The organism is Enemella evansiae (assembly GCF_002250705.1).
Taxonomy (GTDB): Bacteria; Actinomycetota; Actinomycetes; order Propionibacteriales; family Propionibacteriaceae; genus Enemella; species Enemella evansiae.
In genome coordinates, this window is record NZ_NMVP01000007.1 from 62,422 (window position 1) to 77,692 (window position 15,271).

14 protein-coding genes are annotated in these 15,271 nt (G+C 69.6%); 6 read left to right on the forward strand and 8 right to left on the reverse strand.

All coding sequences use genetic code 11. The features are described from left to right. Nucleotides 1-105 precede the first annotated feature (105 nt). Nucleotides 106-1,317: a radical SAM family heme chaperone HemW gene (gene hemW, locus BI335_RS07065; protein ID WP_094430035.1), complete on the reverse strand. Its 1,212-nt coding sequence runs from the start codon at nucleotides 1,315-1,317 to the stop codon at nucleotides 106-108. Between the two features lie 145 nt (nucleotides 1,318-1,462). On the opposite strand from hemW, the gene BI335_RS07070 reads away from it, so the two are divergent. Together BI335_RS07070 and BI335_RS07075 are read left to right on the forward strand one after the other, a co-directional pair. Then, nucleotides 1,463-2,545 carry an inositol-3-phosphate synthase gene (locus tag BI335_RS07070; RefSeq protein ID WP_094430036.1) on the forward strand — a complete coding sequence of 361 codons (1,083 nt, stop codon included), beginning with the start codon at nucleotides 1,463-1,465 and terminating at the stop codon, nucleotides 2,543-2,545. A 75-nt stretch (nucleotides 2,546-2,620) separates the two neighbouring features. Continuing rightward, nucleotides 2,621-3,601, forward strand: a complete 981-nt coding sequence (locus tag BI335_RS07075; protein ID WP_094430037.1) for a CPBP family intramembrane glutamic endopeptidase — start codon at nucleotides 2,621-2,623, stop codon at nucleotides 3,599-3,601. Here BI335_RS07075 and BI335_RS07080 read toward each other — a convergent pair. From BI335_RS07080 to lepA, 3 genes are all read right to left on the reverse strand, one after another. Continuing rightward, a complete protein-coding gene (locus BI335_RS07080; RefSeq protein WP_094430038.1) occupies nucleotides 3,557-4,114 on the reverse strand; it encodes a nucleosidase in 558 nt (185 codons plus the stop codon). The genes BI335_RS07075 and BI335_RS07080 overlap by 45 nt on opposite strands. 37 nt (nucleotides 4,115-4,151) lie before the next feature. Next, a complete protein-coding gene (locus BI335_RS07085; RefSeq protein ID WP_229119483.1) occupies nucleotides 4,152-6,470 on the reverse strand; it encodes a phosphocholine-specific phospholipase C in 2,319 nt (772 codons plus the stop codon). A gap of 98 nt (nucleotides 6,471-6,568) precedes the next feature. Next, nucleotides 6,569-8,422: a translation elongation factor 4 gene (gene lepA, locus BI335_RS07090; protein ID WP_094430040.1), complete on the reverse strand. Its 1,854-nt coding sequence runs from the start codon at nucleotides 8,420-8,422 to the stop codon at nucleotides 6,569-6,571. Nucleotides 8,423-8,562: 140 nt separating this feature from the next. Between lepA and BI335_RS07095 the strand changes: the two genes are divergently transcribed. From BI335_RS07095 to rpsT, 3 genes are all read left to right on the forward strand, one after another. Beyond that, nucleotides 8,563-9,111, forward strand: coding sequence for a hemerythrin domain-containing protein (locus BI335_RS07095; protein ID WP_094430041.1), 549 nt, complete (start codon nucleotides 8,563-8,565; stop codon nucleotides 9,109-9,111). 97 nt (nucleotides 9,112-9,208) lie between these two features. Continuing rightward, nucleotides 9,209-9,817, forward strand: a complete 609-nt coding sequence (locus tag BI335_RS07100) for a rhomboid family intramembrane serine protease (RefSeq protein ID WP_094430042.1) — start codon at nucleotides 9,209-9,211, stop codon at nucleotides 9,815-9,817. A 114-nt stretch (nucleotides 9,818-9,931) separates the two neighbouring features. Next, nucleotides 9,932-10,192 carry a 30S ribosomal protein S20 gene (gene rpsT / locus BI335_RS07105; RefSeq protein ID WP_094360303.1) on the forward strand — a complete coding sequence of 87 codons (261 nt, stop codon included), beginning with the start codon at nucleotides 9,932-9,934 and terminating at the stop codon, nucleotides 10,190-10,192. A gap of 100 nt (nucleotides 10,193-10,292) precedes the next feature. Here rpsT and holA read toward each other — a convergent pair whose 3' ends face one another. Beyond that, nucleotides 10,293-11,261, reverse strand: a complete 969-nt coding sequence (holA, locus tag BI335_RS07110; protein WP_229118940.1) for a DNA polymerase III subunit delta — start codon at nucleotides 11,259-11,261, stop codon at nucleotides 10,293-10,295. A 126-nt stretch (nucleotides 11,262-11,387) separates the two neighbouring features. Between holA and BI335_RS07115 the strand changes: the two genes are divergently transcribed. Then, the gene (locus tag BI335_RS07115) at nucleotides 11,388-12,557 is read left to right on the forward strand and encodes an MFS transporter (RefSeq protein ID WP_208109063.1); all 1,170 of its coding nucleotides are present in this window, start codon (nucleotides 11,388-11,390) and stop codon (nucleotides 12,555-12,557) included. 16 nt (nucleotides 12,558-12,573) lie between these two features. Here the strand turns inward: BI335_RS07115 and BI335_RS07120 are convergent, their stop codons facing one another. The 3 genes from BI335_RS07120 to BI335_RS07130 all read right to left on the reverse strand — a co-directional run bounded on the left by BI335_RS07120 (nucleotide 12,574) and on the right by BI335_RS07130 (nucleotide 15,246). Beyond that, the gene (locus BI335_RS07120; protein WP_094430044.1) at nucleotides 12,574-13,215 is read right to left on the reverse strand and encodes an NADPH-dependent F420 reductase; all 642 of its coding nucleotides are present in this window, start codon (nucleotides 13,213-13,215) and stop codon (nucleotides 12,574-12,576) included. Continuing rightward, complete coding sequence (locus BI335_RS07125) at nucleotides 13,212-14,270, reverse strand: LLM class flavin-dependent oxidoreductase (RefSeq protein ID WP_229119484.1); 1,059 nt, start codon at nucleotides 14,268-14,270, stop codon at nucleotides 13,212-13,214. Before BI335_RS07125 ends, BI335_RS07120 begins: the two co-directional genes overlap by 4 nt. 79 nt (nucleotides 14,271-14,349) lie before the next feature. Then, nucleotides 14,350-15,246, reverse strand: coding sequence for a LysR family transcriptional regulator (locus tag BI335_RS07130; RefSeq protein ID WP_094430045.1), 897 nt, complete (start codon nucleotides 15,244-15,246; stop codon nucleotides 14,350-14,352). Nucleotides 15,247-15,271 lie beyond the last annotated feature (25 nt).

The window sequence follows — 15,271 nt, forward strand, 5'->3', positions numbered from 1 at the left end:
ACGGCCCCGCGGCTCGGATCCACGCCGCAGAGCCGATCTCTTGGGACCGATCCGCCCGTGTTTCGCGCTGGGAGCGGCGATAACTGCTGACAAAGTCCTATTTCGTCAGTCGAGGAGGTCGCGGACGACGCCGTCGGCGAGCAGGCGGCCGTCGAGGGTGAGGACCAGGCGCTCACCGCGCACCTCGGCCAGGCCGCGGGTGACCACCGAGTCGACGCGGGCGCGTTCGCTGTCGCTGAGCACCGCCAGCGGCAGGCCCTCGGCGAGCCGCAGTTCGAGCAGCACCCGCTCGATCCGGCGGCTGTCGGCGTCGAGGCTCTCCCGGGCGTACGCCGGGCTCTCCCCCGCCGCCAGCCGGCCGGCATAGGCGACCGGATGCTTGACGTTCCAGAACCGTACGCCGCCGACGTGACTGTGCGCCCCGGGCCCGATCCCCCACCAGGTGTCACCGCGCCAGTACCCGAGATTGTGCCGGCAGCGGTGCTGCTCGCCGCGCGCCCAGTTGCTCACCTCATAGGCACTGAATCCCTGTGTGGACAGCATTTCGGAGGCCAAGAGGTATTTGTCGGCCAGGTCGTCCTCGTCCGGCATCGCGAGTTCGCCGCGGCGTACCCGACCGGCCAGCCGGGTGCCGTCCTCGACGATCAGCGAGTATGCGCTCAGGTGGTCCACCTCGGCGGCCAGCGCCGCCGTCAGCGACCGGCGCCAGTCGTCGACGCTCTCCCCCGGGGTGCCATAGATCAGGTCCAGGCTGATCGACTCGAACCCGGCCGCCCGCGCCTCGGCGACGGCCTGCTGGGCGCGACCCGGGGTGTGTTCGCGGTCCAGCACCCGCAGCACGTGCTCGGCGGCCGACTGCATGCCGAAGGAGATCCGGGTGAAGCCCGCCTCCCGCAGCGCCACCAGATCCGCGGCACTCACCGAGTCGGGGTTGGACTCGGTGGTCACCTCGGCGTCCTCGGCCAGGCCCCACCGCTCCCGTACGCCGGTCAGCAACCGGGCCAGCTCGGCGGGTGGCAGCAGGGTCGGCGTACCCCCGCCGACGAAGACGGTGTCGACCCGCGGTGCCCGGTCGCCGAGCACCCGGGCCGCGAGTTCCACCTCGGCCAGCGCGGAGTCAACGTAGTCGCTGCGGGAGGCCCCCGGGCCGAGTTCGGCCGCGGTGTAGGTGTTGAAGTCGCAGTAACCGCAGCGGGTCCGGCAGAACGGCACGTGCAGGTATATCCCGAATGCGCGGTCGGCCACCTCGGCCAGCGCAGCGGCGGGCAGTGACCCGTCGACCGGCGCCGGATCGCCCTCGGGCAGGGTCGACGGCATGGCGCTCCTCGGATCGGTCTGACTCCGGCGGATGTCCGGAACCGGTCCAGCGTAGCCACCCCGTCCTCGGCTGCTGGAAACTTCAACTACGCTGGCCTGCGGCCGTGTGCCGTTTCCTGCACACTCCCAGAGGAGGAAAGACAACGTGGGCAATCCGATTCGTGTCGCCATCGTCGGCGTCGGCAACTGTGCCTCGTCACTGGTCCAGGGCGTGCAGTTCTATGCCGACGCCCCGGACACCGAGACCGTGCCGGGTCTGATGCACGTGCGCTTCGGTGACTACCACGTCGGCGATGTGCAGTTCGTCGCCGCCTTCGACGTGGATGCCGAGAAGGTCGGCACCGATCTGGCCGAGGCCATCAACGCCTCGCAGAACAACACGATCAAGATCTGCGATGTGCCGACCACCGGGGTGACGGTGCAGCGCGGTCCGACCCTCGACGGCCTGGGTCGCTACTACCTCGAGACGATCACCGAATCCGATGCCGAACCGGTCGATGTGGTCCAGGTGCTCAAGGACGCCGAGGTGGATGTGCTGGTCAGCTATCTGCCGGTCGGTTCGCAGAAGGCGGACGAGTTCTATGCCCAGTGTGCACTGGACGCCGGTTGCGCCTTCGTCAACGCGCTCCCGGTCTTCGTCGCCGGCACCGCCGAGTGGGCCGAGAAGTTCACCCAGGCAGGGATTCCGATCGTCGGCGACGACATCAAGTCCCAGGTCGGGGCGACGATCACCCACCGCGTGATGGCCCGGCTGATGGAGGAACGCGGTTACACCGTGGACCGCACCTACCAGCTCAACGTCGGCGGCAACATGGACTTCAAGAACATGCTGGAGCGCGACCGGCTGGAGTCCAAGAAGATCTCGAAGACCCAGGCCGTCACCTCGAACATCCCGCACGAGCTCGAGGAACGCGACGTGCACATCGGCCCCTCCGATTACGTCGGTTGGTTGGAGGATCGCAAGTTCGCGTTCGTACGCCTGGAGGGTCACGGTTTCGGCAATGCGCCGATGTCCATCGAGTACAAGCTCGAGGTCTGGGATTCCCCCAACTCCGCCGGCGTGATCATCGACGCCATCCGGGCCGCCAAGATCGGCCTGGACCGCGGCATCGGTGGCCCCCTGCTGTCCGCCTCGGCGTACCTGATGAAGTCCCCGCCGGAGCAGCGCCCGGACAACGAGGCCCGCGAACAACTCGAGGCCTTCATCCGCGGCGATCTGGAGCGCTGAGGCAGCGAACACCCGCGGCGGTGGCTGTGGACAACCGGGTACCGCCGGCCCTCGAATGGTGCTGGGCTGGTTGTCATGACCACTACCCCGCCCCGCCCGATCGCCCTGCCCGCTGAACCCGCCGACTACGCCGGCCTGACCCGCGGCCCGCTGCACGCCTGGTGGCGGCCGTTCTGGTCGCTGCTGCTGCTGGCAGTGGTCGCCGGGATCCTCACCGTTGTGCTCATTCTGCTGGCGGTGGGCATCACCATCGCACGTGGCCTGCCACCGACCGCCACGCTGACCCAGTTCGACGTCTTCACCAACGGCGCACTCGGGTTGCTGCTGAACAATCTCTCGCTGAGCATCTCGATCCCGGCGGTGATCGTCGCGACCGCGCTGGCCCAACGCCTCCCCCGCGGTTATGTGTCCTCGGTGACGGGGCGATTCCGCTGGCGATGGTTCCTCCGGATCACGCTCTGCCTGCTGCCGGTGTTCCTGCTCACCATCGGCACTGTCCGCGCGATCAACTACACCGGTGTCCGTCCCGAACCCCAGTGGGGTTGGCTGATCCTGGTGGTCCTGCTCACCACGCCGCTGCAGACTGCCGGGGAGGAATACCTCTTCCGGGGCTGGCTGCCACAGAACGTGGGCGGCTGGTTCCGAGCCCGGTGGCTGGCCTGGGGCGTACCGGTGCTGCTGTCGACCGCGATCTTCGCGCTGCTGCACCTGTCACTCGATCCGTGGGTGCTCGCCGACTTGGCGATCTTCGCCGTGGCGGCCTCGGTGATGACCTGGCGGACCGGCGGAATCGAAGCTGCCATCGCGATGCATGTGCTGAGCAATGCGCTGATACTGGGTTCGGGGGCGGTGCTCGGCGGGTTGCGCAACAGCTTCGTCACCCAGCAGACCACCGGCAGCTGGGATCTGGTGGTGGTCACGCTGATCACCCAGGGCCTCAGCGTGGCCGTGGTGTTCTGGGCCGCACGCCGTTTCGGGATCCAGCGGCTCAGCGCGCCACCACCGGCCGGTTCAGTCGGCGATCCGGGCGTACGCCTCGGCGAGCGCGCGGGCTGACCGGTCGACCAGGTCCTTCCATGCCAGCGCCTGCTGATCGGCGGAATCCGAGACGTGCTTGATCATCCGCAGGGGTACGCCGAGCGCGCGGCAGGCGTACGCGATCGCGAAACCCTCCATGTCGACCAGGTCGCAGCGTCCGAGCAGCGCCTCCCGCGCCGCCCCACCGGCGACGAAGGAATCACCGGTACCGAGGACCGGCCCGTCGCCGGTCAGCTCGATCCGGTTCTCCACCCGGACACCGGCGGCGGCCAGCACCTCTTCGTCGATGTCCCGGTTGAGCACCGCGGACGGTTCGAAGATCCCGCTCAGCCCTTCGGTCAGGGCACCGCAGCTGCCCAGGTTGATCGCCCGCAATTCGTGTCGGGATTGGGGATCCGGGCAGCGCTGCAGGATCTCCCGGGTCGCGGCGACGGCGGCCGGGGTCATCCCGACCCCGGTGATAACCAGGTCGACATCGGCCGGCAGGTGGGCCGCTTCCCAGCGGTGGGCGACGAGAACGAGTGGACGCACCCGAGCAGGCTATCGGTCCCCCGCCACCGATCGCCGGTCAGCGGTGCCGGCCGGTGTTGGCCAACCCGCCCACCGACTCCTTCACCGCCGGTGCCGGTGGCACAGCGGTGCCGGTGGGCGCCGCCGTGGGTGTCGGCGTGCCCGGGCCCGCGGTGGTCGGGCCGGGGCTGGGGCTGGGTGTCGCGCTGGGGCTGGGGGTCGGGGTGCAGCGAGCGGCCGGCACGTCGTGGCGGCCGTCGGGGGTGAAGGGGCTGGTGATGCTGGGGGCACCGTTCTCCAGGTGGCCGGTGATCCAGAACCGGTTCTCCCCGGCACGGACGATCAGGTCGTACCAGCCATGCATGGCACAGGTGTCGATGGTCCGGGTGATGCTGGCGCGGGCGCCGAGCTGGATCCGGGTCACCGCACCGGTGCCGGTCGCGGGGCCGGTCGCGGCATCGGTCAGTTCGACCGTCAGCGGTGTATCCCCGGTGTTGCCGATCTCCACCCGGAGCAGGCCGGCGCCATGGTCGGAGGAGGCGGTCACCAGCAGGGTCCCGTCGGTGCGGAAGTCGCGGCGGAAGCGGTTCGGGCCCAGCACCACGATCTCGCGGACAGCGCCCGCGCGGGCCGTCGTCCCGCCCGTCCGGGTCTGACCGAGCGGCAGGGTGAGCTGCCCGGAAACCACGCGGTGCAAGGGATCGCCGCCACCGCTGAGGTCCAGCACCGCGACGTTGGCCGCAGCCTTTCCGGTATTGGTCAGCTGCAGCCGGTCGGAGCCGGGATCGTAGCTGGCGTCGAGGCGGTAGGGCAGGGCATCCGCCGGGCGCACCCCGGCCTCCTGCCGAGGCAGTTGCTGCTGCTGCGGCGGGGTCGGCTTCCAGCGGCTGGTGAACGGCGGCACCGGGCCGGGCCGGGTCAGCGCCGGCAGGCTCGGCGTCGGCGTCCCACCGAGGTCGAGCACCCCGGCCAGGTCCCCGGTGACGCTGCGCCGCCAGTCCGAGATCTGGGTGCAGGCGACCCCGGTCCAGGTCTCCAGCAACCGGATCACCGAGGTGTGGTCGAAGACCTGGGAGTTGACCCGACCCCCGACGGTCCAGGGCGAGACGACCAGCATCGGCACCCGCGGGCCCAGCCCGGTCGGCAAGCCGTCCCACCACTCCTCGCTCACCGAGCGAGGCGGGACCGGATGCAGCAGGTGGTCGAAGTAGCCGTCGAACTCGTCGAAGGTGAGGATGAACACCGTCTTGCGCCAGACCGCGGGATTGTCGCCGAAGGCCTGCAGCAGATCGTGCACCAGTTGGGAACCCTCGATCGGTGAGGAGCCGGCCGGATGCTCACAGTCCTCGGAGTTGGCGACCAGGTGGGTGACCCGCGGCAGTGCGTCCCGGGCCACCTGATCGGCGAAGGCGGCCGCCAGCGTACCCGCCGGTCGACGGCGCAGCGCCCGGTCGAACAGCTCCCGGTCGGCCGGGGACACCTGGGCCAGTGCGGCCTCGAGCTGGTCCAGCAGCGTCCGCCGCCGGTTCTCATCGGCCCGCAGCACCGCACCGTAGAACGACTCCATGTTCGTCCACACCCCCGGGACCCGGCTGAGCACCCGCCGCGTCAATTCCTTGTAGGGCTGGAAATACTCCTCGTTGGAGTCGGTGAAGTTGTCCCACTCCTGCAGGATCTGCCAGGACACCCCGGCCCGCTGGAGCTCCTGCTGATAGGTGGGCCAGTCGTAGCCGGCATGGGTCTCCGCGTAGGCGGCGTTGTCGACGGCGCGGCGTACGCCACCCGGTTCGTAACCGGTCTTCCCGCTGATCAGGTGGTTCCGGTTGGGGCTGGTCCCGGCGGTGATCGAGCAGAAGTAGTGGTCGCAGATGGTGAAGTTGTCGGCGAGCTCGAACTGGAAGGGCAGGTCGCGCCGGTCGTAGGCCGCCATCGTCGCCGCCCCCTTGGCCGCGATCCAGTTGTCCTCCCAGCCGTTGTTCCAGGCGCGGCCACCGTCGGCCCAGCTGTGCGGCAGCGAGGCGATGTATTCGATGTCGTTGGCGCCGGCGTCGCGGGCCTCGCGGACCAGGAAGGGCAGCTGGTGACCACCACCGGAGGTCGGCTGGGCGAAGACGGTGCCGCCGTCGCGGGTGGGTGCGACGGTCTTGTCGGCGAAGCCGCAGACCCCTTGGAGGGTGCCGTAGTAGTGGTCGAAGGAACGGTTCTCCTGCATCAGGATGACCACGTGCTCGACGCCCTTGAGCCCACCCGGTGCCGGTGGCAGCGCCATCGCCGTGCGGAAGGAGGCGGGCAGCAGCGAGGCGGCACCGACGGCGGCGCCGAGACCGAGCAGGTGCCGGCGGGAGAGGGTGGTCATGGCAGGGATGGGGCGACTCATGCCGGGAAACCTGTCAGAGCCAGGTGATCACCGATCGATGGAAACCCAACAGCAGATGAACATTCGGCGACCGGTGCGGGTTGCCGCCGCTGGGCGACCTACTTCTTCTCGGACTTGTCCTTGCCACCCTCGCCGGTGGAGAGCGCGGCGACGAAGGCCTCCTGCGGGACCTCGACGCGGCCCACCACCTTCATCCGCTTCTTGCCCTCCTTCTGCTTCTCCAGCAGCTTGCGCTTGCGGGAGATGTCACCGCCGTAGCACTTGGCGAGCACGTCCTTGCGGATCGCGCGGATGGTCTCGCGGGCGATCACCCGGGAGCCGATCGCGGCCTGGATCGGCACCTCGAACTGCTGCCTGGGAATGAGTTCCTTGAGCTTGGCGGCCATCGCGACGCCGTAGGCGTACGCCTTGTCCTTGTGCACGATCGCGGAGAACGCATCCACCGGCTCACCGTGCAGCAGGATGTCGACCTTGACCAGATCGCTGGCCTGCTCGCCGGCCTCGTCGTAGTCGAGGGAGGCGTACCCCTTGGTCCGCGACTTCAGCGCGTCGAAGAAGTCGAAGACGATCTCGGCCAGCGGCAGCTGGTAGCGGATCTCGACCCGGTCCTCGGACAGATAGTCCAACCCCAGTTGGACTCCTCGCTTCTGCTGGCACAGTTCGAGGATGGTGCCGATGTATTCGGCCGGGGCCAGGATCGTCGCCTTGGTGACCGGCTCGTGCACCTCGGCGATCTTGCCGTCGGTCGGGTATTCGCTCGGGTTGGTCACCACATGCTCGGTGCCGTCCTCCATCACGATCCGGTAGACCACATTGGGCGCGGTGGAGATCAGATCGAGGTTGAACTCGCGCTCCAGCCGCTCCCGGACGATCTCCATGTGCAGCAGGCCGAGGAAGCCGACCCGGAAACCGAAGCCGAGCGCGGTCGAGGTCTCCGGCTCGTAGGTGAGCGCGGCGTCGTTCAGCTGCAGCTTGTCCAGCGCCTCGCGAAGCTCGGTGAAGTCGTTGGCGTCGATCGGGAACAGCCCCGAGTAGACCATCGGGTTCGGGTGCTTGTAACCCGAGAGCATCTCGGTGGCCGGATTGGTCGCCGAGGTCACGGTGTCGCCGACGCGGGACTGCCGGACCTCCTTCACCCCGGTGATCAGGTAACCGGTCTCGCCGACGCCGAGCCGGTCCACCTTCGTCGGCTCCGGCGAGATCACCCCGACCTCGAGCACCTCGTGGGTGGCCCGGGTGGACATCATCAGGATCTTCTCGCGGTGGCTGAGTTCGCCGTCGACGACCCGGACGTAGGTGACCACGCCGCGGTAGGTGTCGTAGACGGAGTCGAAGATCAGCGCCCGCGCCGGCGCGTCGGCGTCGCCGACCGGCGGCGGGACCTGCTCGACCAGATGGTCCATGAGTTCGCGTACGCCCTCGCCGGTCTTGGCGCTCACCTTGAGCACATCGCTCGGCTCACAGCCGATGATGCCGGCCAGCTCGGCGGCGTACTTCTCCGGATTGGCGCTGGGCAGGTCGATCTTGTTCAGCACCGGGATGATCTCGAGATCGGCGTCCAGGGCCAGATAGAGGTTGGCCAGCGTCTGCGCCTCGATGCCCTGGGCGGCGTCGACGAGCAGGATCGCCCCCTCGCAGGCCTCCAGGGACCGGGACACCTCATAGGTGAAGTCGACGTGGCCGGGGGTGTCGATCATGTTCAGCACGTAGGTCTGGTCGCCGATCTCATAGGGCATCCGGACGGCCTGCGACTTGATCGTGATGCCGCGCTCGCGCTCGATGTCCATCCGGTCCAGGTACTGCGCCCGCATCGTCCGGTCATCCACCAGCCCGGTCAGCTGCAGCATCCGGTCGGCCAGGGTCGACTTGCCGTGATCGATGTGGGCAATGATGCAGAAGTTCCGGATGATCGCCGGATCGGTGCGGCCGGCGGCGGGTGTGGTCGGGGCCATGTGCTTCCTGGTTCGGGATCGGTCGGACTGGTCCACCTCGGTGGACACACCATCTTCTCACGGGGTACGCCGAAGTGCCGATTCGGCGACTGGCAAGCTATCGCTCCGAGCAGCACACCGAACGCACGAGAGGAGCAGATGTGGACATCACCCAGATCATCGCCGAGCAGCACGACCAGCAGCGCACCATGTTCGCCCAGCTGGAGCAGTTCCCCGCCGACGACCACACCGGGCTGGGCGCGCTGTGGCAGCGGCTGGCGATCTTCCTGGAGACCCATGCCGAGGCCGAGGAGCGCTACTTCTATCCGCATCTGCTGAAGCAGGGTGAGGGCGCGGCCGACGCCGACTCGGTCGATGAGGAGGTCGAGGATGCGATCGGCGACCACAACAACATCCGCGACGCGGTCCGCCGGGCGGAGGCCGAGCAGGTCGGCTCCGAGGCGTGGTGGCAGGCGGTCAGCGACGCCAATGTCGCCAACTCCACCCACATGGCCGAGGAGGAGCGTCAGGATCTGACCGACTTCCGCCGCAATGCCAGCCTGCAGCAGCGCCACGACATCGCAGTGCAGTTCCTGCGTTACGAGGCCCTGCGGGCGGCCGACGGGATCGAGGCCAGCGACAAGGATCCCGAGGACTACGTCGAGGCACCGGAGAAGACCATGCGGGAGGCGGAGGCGAAGGACAACTGACCTCACGGGCCCGGCGCCGCGGGCGTCGGGCCCTTTCACAGCCGTTCACAGGTTGCGGCCCTTGGGAGTGGACCACCGGGCAGGGAGAATAGGACGCATGACCTACCAGAATCCCGCCGCGCCCCGGCGCCAGGTGGAGACCCCCAAGGGCGCCGCGATCTTCATGATCGGGGCGGTCGTGCTGCTGTGGGCACTGGAGGCCATCGACACCGTTCTCCTCGGCCTGCTGGACACCCTCGGCATCCACGCCCAGGAGCCGACCGGCTGGGTCGGGATCCTCTTCGCCCCGTTCCTGCACTTCGGCTTCGGGCACCTGATCGCGAACACGATCCCGCTGCTGGTGCTCGGCTTCCTGATCCTCGTCGGCCGTGGCGGCGCCGCGCGGATGGTCGGGTCCACCATCATCTCGGCGATCAGCTCCGGCCTGTCGGCCTGGGTGCTCTCCCCCGCGCACACGGTGATCCTGGGTGCCTCCGGTGTCATCTTCGGCTGGCTCACCTATCTGCTGACCCGCGGCATCTTCGCCCGTGACGTGAAGAACATCGTCATCGGCGTGGTGGTCTTCATGGTCTACGGCGGTGTGTTGTGGGGTGTCTTCCCGACCCAGGCCGGCGTCTCCTGGCAGGCCCACCTCGGCGGCGCCATCGGTGGCGTACTGGCCGCCTGGCTGATGCACCGGCGAGCCGCCCGCAAGGTGACCGTCTGATCCGCTCCGGCGGATTTGCCGCTCCGGCGGGCCGCAGGTAGAGTTGCCCGCTGTGCTGCGTGCTCGACACGCACGACCGACCAACCGACACGAACCCGAGTAGAGGCCTGCCCCGTGGCGAACATCAAGTCCCAGATGAAGCGGATCAAGACGAACGAGAAGGCTCGTCAGCGCAACAAGGCTGTCAAGTCCGAGCTGCGCACCGCCGCCCGCCGCTTCAGCAAGGCCCTTGAGGACGGCGACGCCGCCAAGGCCAAGGAGGCCGCGAAGCGCGCCACCCGGCTGCTGGACAAGGCCGTCTCCAAGGGCGTGATCCACAAGAACCAGGCCGCCAACAAGAAGTCGGCCATCGCGACCAAGGCCGCCAAGGCCTGATTCCGCGCACCGCAGCGCCCCGGGACCGTCGGACCCGGGGCGTTTCTGCGTCCCCTGGTGACTCGGTCGGCAGCTTGCGAGCTGCCCAGCGAGTGGTGACTCAGCCGCGCCGAGCGCGGGTGACGGCGAGCACGCAGCGCTCCAGGGCGTACGCCGGTTCGTCGGCGGCGCCCTTGATGTCGGCATCCGCGCGGGACACCGCGAGAATCGCGGTGGCCAGCCCGGCCTGGTCCCAGCTGCGGAGCTGCTGACGCATGGTGCGCAGCTTCCACGGCGGTACGCCGATGTCGCGGGCCAGGTCGTTGTCGCCCATCCCGGTGCGGTTGCCCTGCAGCTTGCCGAGCCCGCGCAGCCCGGAGGCCAGGGCGCTGGTGACCAGCACCGGCGCCACCCCGGTGGACAGCGCCCAGCGCAGCTGTTCCATCGCCCGGGTCGCGCGACCGGCGAGTGCCTCATCGGCGACCGCGAAGCTGGTCACCTCGGCCCGGCCGCCGAAGTAGCGGCGGACCAGCTGGGCGCCGATCTCCCCGCCGTCACCGTCGGCGACCAGCTGCCCGGCCGCCGCGGCGAGGGAGCGCAGGTCGTGGCCGACGGAGTCGACGAGCAGCTGGGCGGCCTCGGTCTCGATCCGGCCGCCGCTGCGGCGTACCTCATTGGTGACGAAGGGCACGAGCTCGCGCGGCTTGAGCGCGGCGGCGTCGACGACGGGGATCTTGGCCTTCTTCAGCTTGTCGATCAGCCCACGGCCCTTGGCGCCGCCGCCGTGCACCAGCACCAGCGCCACATCGGGCAGCGGATCGGTGGCGAGCCCGAGCACCACCGGGTGCAGGTCGGCGGCGAGGTTGGCCAGATCGCGGAGCACCACGACCGTCGAGGTGGCGAACAGCGACCCGCCGGTCAGCTCGGCCAGCAACCCGGCATCCACCCGGGACGAGTCGACGTCGTGGACCTCGGCGTCGGACCGGTCGGCGCGCGCGGCGGTGACCCGCTCCGCGACGGCCCGATCGGCCAGCAGGGACTCGGGACCGCTGATCAGCAGCACGCTGCCGAACGGGGACTGCTTGGGCATGGGGACCAGCATGCCAGCCCCGGCCGACATCCGGTTGCGCACCGGTGATCGCCTGGGGCCGATATGCCGGTCCCACGAACGAGGACCGGCGATAACTGCTGACGAAGTCGGTCTAGGGTCGGAATCGTGACCTCAGCCGCCCCGCGTACCGGACCTCCGGTGTCCCTGGCGGCGGCCGGGTTCATGAGCAGTTTCGACCGGTTCGCGATCGGCCCGATGCTGGTGGTGATGGCCACCGATCTGGGCGAGCCGTTGGCGGCGGTGGTCGCGCTCGCCGGGGCGTACTTCCTCGCCTATGGGCTGAGCCAACCGCTGTGGGGCGTGCTGTCGGACCGGCTCGGCCGGGTCCGGTTGATCCAGTTCACCCTGATCGTCGGCGGTGCGGCGAGCATCGCGTCGGGGTTCGCACCGAATCTGGCCGTGCTGCTGGTGCTGCGGATCATCGCCGGGGCCTGTTTCGGTGCCGTGGTCCCGACCTCGCTCACCTATGTCGGGGACACCGTCGAGCTGTCCGCCCGGCAGCGGGCGTTGTCGGACCTGATGGCGACGATGGCGGTCGGTACCGCGCTGGCCACGGCCCTGTCGGGACTGCTGGCCCACTCCTTCGGCTGGCGGTCGGTGTTCGTGCTGTCCGGGGTCTGTTCGCTGATCCCCGGCCTGCTGGTCGGCCGGTTGCCCGAACCGCAGCGCGCACCGGTCGCCGGCAACATCGCCGTGCAGTTGCAGACCGCGATCGCGAACCGGTGGGCGCTGCTGCTCTACGCACTGGTGATGGTCGAGGGCGGCGCGCTGCTCGGCATGCTCACCCTGCTGCCGCCGGCCCTGTCCGAGCACGGGGTCAACGTGTCGTTGGCCGGTCTGGCGACGGCCGCCTACGGGGTCGGGGTGATGGCCTTCTCCCGGTTGGTCCGCCCGCTGGCGCGGCGTTGGCCGATGTGGGGTCTGCTGCTGCTCGGCGGGGTGCAGCTGGCGATCGGCTTCGCGCTGGTCAGCTGGCGGGTCAACGTGGTCACGGTGCTGATCACCTCGCTGGCGCTCGGCGGCGGGTGGGCGTTCATGCACTCCTCGCTGCAGACCTGGGCCACCTCGGTGGTGCCGCAGGTCCGCGGCACGGTGGTCGCGCTCTTCGCCGGGTCGCTGTTCGTCGGCAGTTCGCTGGCCACCTGTCTCGCCGCCCCGTGGGCCGACACCGGTCACTACCAGGCGATCTTCGCCGTCGCCGCGGTGGTGATGGTGCCGCTCACCCTGGTCGCGGTGCTGGGCCGGATCAGCTACCTGCGCCACACCGAGTCCTGACCGCCGCCCGGGCGGGTCAGCCGTCGGCGCCCACCCGGGTGCCGAGCAGCTCCTCGAGCGCGCGGCTGTCGGTGGAGACGCCGAAGGCGGGTGAACCGGGGCCGAATCGGACCCCCTCGGTGAGCGGGCCCACCAGCACCGGGTCGAAGCCGATCCGGTCGACGAATCCGGCGACCTGGATGACCGCATGCGGATCGTCACCGGCGATGGCCAGCGCCGACCGGTCGGGGGCGCCGACCGGCCGGGCGTCCTCCTCCAGCTGGTGGTAGCCGAGATGACTGAAGGTCTTGACGACCCGCGCGCGCGGCAGCTCCTGCTGGATCACCGCGCTGCTGGGGCGTACGCCCTCGAACTCGGCCAGGATGCCGTCGGTGGGCGGCCAGTAGTTCATCGCGTCGATGACCACCTTGCCGTCGAGTTCCCGAGCCGGGATCGTCGCGCGCTTGCCGAGCGGCAGGGCCAGGATCACCAGGTCCGCACTCCGGGCGGCCTGCGCCGCGCTGGCGGCGGTCGCACCGGGGCTCATCACATCGAGGATGAACTGCACCGGTCCGGGATCACCGGAGCCGGCGACGAGCGTACGGTAACCCGCCGCGACCGCCAGCCGGGCCAGTACGCTGCCGAGCTTGCCCGCGCCGAGGATGCCGACGGTGGTCACGCCGCCACCCCCGCGGTCTCCCGGCGGATCACCGGTACGACCTCGGTGAGGTAGAGCTCCAGGGATTCGCGGGTCATCTCGCGGGGCAGATTGCCGACATCGAACTGTCCGATGAAGCGGTCGATCCCCAACAGTTCGACCCGGGTCAGGATCGCCTCGATCACCTGTTGCGGGCTGCCCACCGGCAGGCTCGCCTCGATCCAGCTGTCATAGACGCTGCGCGGGAAACCACCGGATCCGAGCCGCCGCCCGGCCTCCTCGAAGTAGCGGGCGTAGTGCGGGAAGAAGTCGTCCCGGGCACCCTGGGAGGTCTTGCCGACGTACATGTGGCCGCTGACCCCGAGCCGCAGCGAGGACGGATCGTGCCCGGCACGCGCGGCGGCGCGGTGATAGAGCTCGACCCGCGGTACGAACTGCTCAGGGCCAGCGAAGAAGCCCATCATCATCGGCAGCCCGAGCAGGCCGGCGCGCACCGCGGAGGCCGGGGTGCCGCCGATCGCGACCCACACCGGCAGCGGGTCCTGCACCGGTCGCGGTGAGATCTCACCGGCGCTGATCGCGGGCCGGCGGTTCCCGCTCCAGGTGATCGTCGGTTCGTCGCGCAGCCGCAGCAGCAACTCGAGCTTCTCCTCGAACAGCTCGTCGTAGTCGTTCAGCTGGTAGCCGAACAGCGGGAACGACTCGGTGAACGCACCGCGGCCCGCCCAGATCTCGGCCCGGCCGTCGGAGACCTGGTCGAGGGTGGCGAACTGCTGGAACACGCGGACCGGGTCCTGGCTGGAGAGCACGGTGACACCGCTGGCGAGCCGGATCCGGGAGGTCGCGGTGGCGATCGCGCCGAGCACGACCTCGGGGGCGGAGACCGCGAAGTCGTGGCGGTGGTGCTCACCGAGGGCGAAGATGTCGAGGCCGCCCTGGTCGGCGATCCGGGCGTGGTCGAGGAGCTGTCCGATGCGTTCGTGGGCATCGCGCGCCTGACCGGCCCGGGGGTTGTCGGTGAGTTCACCGAAGGAGTAGATGCCGAGTTCCATCGGCCGTGCGGTGGTGACGTTCATGCTTCGATCCTGCGTCGGAAACTGGATCGCGACCAACGATTTCTGATGAAGATAGTCATCGCCATCGGCGATGTTGTCGTCAGCGCTCGGGCCGGGCGCGATCGTGCGCGCTGCGGGTGATGGCGTTGGCCAGGGCGACCGCCGCGGCGGTCTCGCGGCGATGGGTCGGTCGCGCGAGCTGCACCTTCCAGGCCAGGTCCTCCCGCAGCGGCACCCCGGCCACCGTGTCGTCGATCGCCTGTTCCGGGACGATCGAGACGCCGAGATCGCTGTGCACCAGGGCCCGGGCCAACTGGAAGTCGGTGACCTCGGTGCGGATGGTACGCCGGACCTCGATCGCGGCGAACGCGGCGTCAATCAGGCTGCGGATGCCCCAGCCCTCGGGGTAGTCGATGAACGGCTCGCGGGCCAGGTCGGCGATCCCGACCGCCGACTGACCGGCCAGCGGATGGTCCGGGCTGCACATCAGCACCAGCGGTTCGCGGTTCAGTTCGGTCAGCGTGAAGTCCGGCAGTTCGGCGGCCGCGGTGAACACCAGGGCGAGATCCAGCGCCCCGGTACGCACCTCCTCCAGGGACGAGGTGGAGCCGGCGATGGTCTGCCGCATCCGCACATCCACCCGCGGATGGGCGGCGACGAAGTCGTGCAGCACCGCGGCCAGATCCCAGGAGCCGGTGTAGATGACCATGCCCAGGCGGACCGTGCCGACGAGTTCGCCGCGGGCACTGGCAACCGCTTCGCGCGCGGCCTCGACGGCGAACAGCGCCTCCCTGGCTCGCGGCAGCAGGGCCTCACCCTCGGCGGTCAGGGACACCCGGTGGTACTGCCGCTCGAACAGGGCGACCCCGAGCTCACGCTCCAGTTGCGAGATCGCCGCCGACACCGCCGACTGGACGACGTTGGCCCGCTGGGCGCCGCGGGTGAAGCTGCCGGTCTCGGCGACCGCGACGAAGTACGCCAGCTGGTGGATCTGCATGGGCGCAGGCTATCGCCGCTGGCGA